Genomic DNA, 4,337 nt, shown 5'->3' on the forward strand with positions numbered 1-4,337 from the left:
GTTCTATGGGCCAAGCATCTCAGAGCGTGTAGTCAATCAAGCTGGCTTGTTTACTGTTCATCACGAACCCAGAAAGGCATTTGACACTGACAAGTTGCATAAATTTGTTATACCTGGTGAGTTAAAACCTCAAATTCAGTCAAAACTTGGTTTGTTAGGTATTAATGAATCAACGATCTATCCTGGTCTCGATGGTATTGCAAAATCACTTAAAACAGAATTTTACAATCATACTACTCGACCATTAGATCTTGAAAAGGCACCTGAATATATGCAATCGCAACTAGGTGGCTTATAACCAGCATTTAAGGTTTCAAGATACTTTTTCTAATCTTGTATAAACGATTTAGAGCTATAGGTCTAAATCGTTTTTGTCCAGAGACGTGTTACGCCGCCATGCTTTGGGACAAGAGCGCCTTAGTGCGACTACTCTAAAACACTTCTGCCCCATTTATGTTAGATAGACCTTTTACTCATTCACATCCTGTTAATGGGGTTTTTCCCTACTAGAAGTTATCCATTCTTCGAATGCTGTTCGTCGTTAATCCCCGTGTTGTATCACGGGGATTAATTCGACCTAGCTATCAGCACGAACACAACCCTTCTTTAGTTGCAAGTGCATATTTCGGAGCATTCCGATCAGTCATTTCGGGATTATCCGATCACCCATTTCGGTTTAAACCGATCACTGATTCCGCGATTATCCGATCACTTTTAGCCTAACTCCGAAATCGGTGATCGGAATAGCGAAAACCGCGATCGGAATGCCCGAAATCCTTCCTTTTTCTCTTTTAAATCAATAGCTCGCTATTCTTTACTTCTTAAACAAGAACGTAAGGAAGCGACAATGGCCAAAAAGAGAACTCCAATGAACAAAATCAAAGAGGTATTACGCCTTAAGTACGACTGCGGTCTCTCCAATCGTGGTATCGCTTCTTGCCTGAAACTCGGCCCGTCCACCATATCGGAACTCCTTACTCGCTTTAAACAAAGCCAACTTGGCTGGCCTCTACCCGAAAGTTGCAGCGATGCTGATCTCACGCAAGCGCTGTATCACGGCAAGAAAGCCAGTCGCGATAAAGTCATGCCAGACTTCACTCAATACGCAGTCGAACTCAGACGTAAAGGCATGACAAAGATGTTGTTGTGGCAGGAATACCATGAGCAATATCAAGAACAAGCTTACGCTTACACTCAGTTCTGTGAGCACTTCACTCGTTGGTTCAAAGCTCAAAAGCGCAGCATGCGCCAGCTCCATGTGGCAGGTGACAAGCTGTTTATCGATTACTGTGGGACTCGGCTTCAAGTGGTCAACCCTGATACAGGTGAAGTGCGCGAAGCAGAAGTGTTCGTGGCGACCTTAGGTGCGTCCAATTACACCTATGTTGAAGCCTTCCCGAGTCAAGGTAAGTCTTACTGGTTAGAGGCGCATGCCAATGCGTTCGAGCACTTCGGTGGTGTACCACAGCTCTTGGTTCCCGATAATCTACGTAGCGCGGTCACCAAAGCCAATCGTTATGAGCCGAGACTTAACGACAGTTATCAAAAACTGGCGAATCACTATCAAACCGCAGTGATGCCAGCTCGCCCTTACAAACCGAAAGACAAAGCCAAGGCAGAGAATGCCGTGCTCCTAGTGGAACGCTGGATCATGATGCGACTACGACATCAAACCTTCCATACCTTCAAAGAGCTGAACCTTGCCATCCGTGAGCTTATGAATGACTTAAACGAACGTGAGATGAAACAGTATGGTGCGAGCCGCAAAGCGCTGTTCGACAAACTCGATAAGCCAGCGTTAAAGCCGCTACCTAAGCAGCGATACCTCTATACCGAAACCAAGCGAGCCAAGGTTGGGCCTGATTATCACATAGAATATCGCCGCCACTACTACTCGGTGCCACATCAACTTGTTGGTCACCATGTCGAACTGGAAGCCTCCAACCGTCTGGTGCAGATCTACCATCAAGGTAACTTGGTAGCCCAGCATCCACGCAGCCAAAGAGAGCGCGGAAACAGCACCCAACCAGAGCACATGCCGAGTAATCATCAACATCAGAAGTGGTCGCCTGGACGCCTGCTCAACTGGGGAGCCAATATCGGCCCAGCCACACGAGAAGTCATCAATAAGATGCTCTACTCCAAGCCTCATCCAGAGCAGTCGTATCGCTCCTGCCTTGGGCTGCTCAATCTGAGTAAAGCGCATGGCGAGTCGCGCTTAGAGCAAGCCTGTAAAGATGCGCTGATGCTGACAAAACCGAACTACACCTTCATCAACAATCTGCTGAAGAACAATCGTGAAGGACAACTGAGCAAAGACAACACGAGCACGCCGAACCTTGTTCATAGCAATGTCCGTGGCCCGAACTGTTATCACTAGGAGAAATACAAATGAACGCACTGAACGACCAACTCAAAACCCTCCGCTTGAGCCATGCAGTGAAAGCGTTAGAGCAGCAACAAGAACAACTGAGCACCTACGCAGAGCTGGACTTCGAGGAAAGGCTAAGCCTACTTCTGGAAAGTGAAATCTTGAATCGCAATCAGACAAAAATCCAACGCTTAAAACGGCAAGCCAAACTGAGAGTGGATGCTCAGCCGAGCCAACTCATCTACAAGGAGGGACGAAATCTCAATCGTAAACAGATGAGCGAACTTCTAACGGGCAGTTATCTACATAAGCACCAGAATATCTTGATCACAGGCCCAACAGGTGCTGGCAAAACGTATCTTGGCTGCGCACTGGCAACCAGTGCCTGCGACCAACAACACACGGTCAGATACTACCGATTAACTCGCCTGCTTGATGACCTGACCGCAGGTCGTCTGGACGGTAGCTATCAAAAGCAACTTCAATCGTTGGCTAAGAAAGCTCTACTAATCCTCGACGACTGGGGGATGGAAAAGCTAACCCAAGAGCATGCAGGTCACTTATTAGAAGTGCTTGAAGATCGTTACCAAAACAGCAGCACGATCGTCATCAGTCAGTTACCTGTAAAGGAGTGGTACAACATGATCGGTAACGCCACTGTCGCAGACGCTCTAATGGATCGGCTGGTACACAATAGTCATCGAATAGAACTAGGAGGTGAGTCGATGAGAAAACTGGCGCAATCCGATCACTTAGAGTAAAAATAGGAAGAGAGAAAAACGGCAGGATCAAGTGATCGGAATAAACCGAAACGAGCGATCGCAATCACCGAAATACGCATGCAAGCTTACGCGCTAGTACTTAACCTTTAGTCAGTTGACTGATCGAATTACTTCTTGCCTAAATAGAGCTAGTGAGGTTTTGAAGACTAATACACACTTTAAGTTTGACGGAAATGGTCGCCTTCATATCTTGTAGATTGAAATTTCGACAGAAATGCAATAATATTATGGTTGTATATACCTCTGTAAAGTTTGAGGTATTTGTAGCGTTAAGGGTTAAAACTATGGCTATTACAAGCGTAAAATCATCATTCTCTTTTGAAAATGACTCTAAGCTATTGTTAGATAGAGCTAAAAGTGATAAGAAGATTTCAATGAACTTAAAAGGTTCTAAAGCTGAGCGCATGGCTCAGTTTATGAAACTTCACGCACAAAAAGCTCAAGAGCTTCAACTAGCTAAAGCATAAGGAATGTATGCCAGCAAAAGTATTTTATCACGTTGATTTTTATAATGGAGGTTGGCGTTGCAATAAGTTTTCTGATTTTGGTAAGTTAACGACAAGTGAAGCCTTCAAGTTAGCAGAATTCGTGACAACAGTTGAAGACGGTGAACCTCTTCCTGGTAAAAATAAAGAATCTTGGTTGAGAGACGATGGTACTGAGATTCCTGAACGTATCGGTTATCGTTCGAATAAGTTGTGGCATTATCATGCAGGCCCTTACTCTGAAGCCATAGATCCAATTAGATCAGACCTTATTCGAAATCGAAATGTTGATGGTCATTGTTCAGGTCCAGTAGTCCATTATAAGTGGTTAGATCCTAGTGTTAAATCTGAGCTTTTGATTTTGGCATTTAGTCCTCAACACACCCCATTTCCCGTACCTCGCAATGACCCAAATCATCTAGATCAACGTGGTGGCATCCTTTTAAATAAAAAGAGTAAGATAGTTGAAGCAACACCATCAACTGAAGATGTGGATTAGTACAATACTCGAAGGTAAGGAATCTGAATGATTCCTTACCTGAACAATCGCGACATAACTCACGTCAGAATGAGGCGCTGACTACTCTAACTTCTGCTCTACAATCTAAACATGGGTGTTTAAAGCACACTTTCACGCTGTTTTCGCTATTTCAGATACACGCATCCTGCGAAATGCCTAAATTGACCTGATTTGAGCTT

The 4,337-nt window shown here is 44.7% G+C and carries 4 protein-coding genes and 1 pseudogene; all 5 read left to right on the plus strand.

Annotation, left to right across the window (positions count from 1 at the left end):
- Positions 1-298, plus strand: a pseudogene (locus tag H5300_RS25625) (hypothetical protein); the annotation flags it as partial.
- 549 nt (positions 299-847) lie between these two features.
- Positions 848-2,380 carry an IS21 family transposase gene (gene istA, locus H5300_RS25630; protein ID WP_182797252.1) on the plus strand — a complete coding sequence of 511 codons (1,533 nt, stop codon included), beginning with the start codon at positions 848-850 and terminating at the stop codon, positions 2,378-2,380.
- Positions 2,381-2,391: 11 nt separating this feature from the next.
- Positions 2,392-3,132, plus strand: coding sequence for an IS21-like element ISVch3 family helper ATPase IstB (istB, locus tag H5300_RS25635; RefSeq protein ID WP_011988345.1), 741 nt, complete (start codon positions 2,392-2,394; stop codon positions 3,130-3,132).
- A 248-nt stretch (positions 3,133-3,380) separates the two neighbouring features.
- Positions 3,381-3,620: a hypothetical protein gene (locus H5300_RS25640; protein ID WP_182797253.1), complete on the plus strand. Its 240-nt coding sequence runs from the start codon at positions 3,381-3,383 to the stop codon at positions 3,618-3,620.
- 7 nt (positions 3,621-3,627) lie between these two features.
- Positions 3,628-4,137 carry a hypothetical protein gene (locus H5300_RS25645; protein ID WP_182797254.1) on the plus strand — a complete coding sequence of 170 codons (510 nt, stop codon included), beginning with the start codon at positions 3,628-3,630 and terminating at the stop codon, positions 4,135-4,137.
- Positions 4,138-4,337: the final 200 nt, after the last annotated feature.

Source organism: Vibrio sp. SG41-7, from assembly GCF_014164465.1.
GTDB classification, from domain to species: domain Bacteria; phylum Pseudomonadota; class Gammaproteobacteria; order Enterobacterales; family Vibrionaceae; genus Vibrio; species Vibrio splendidus.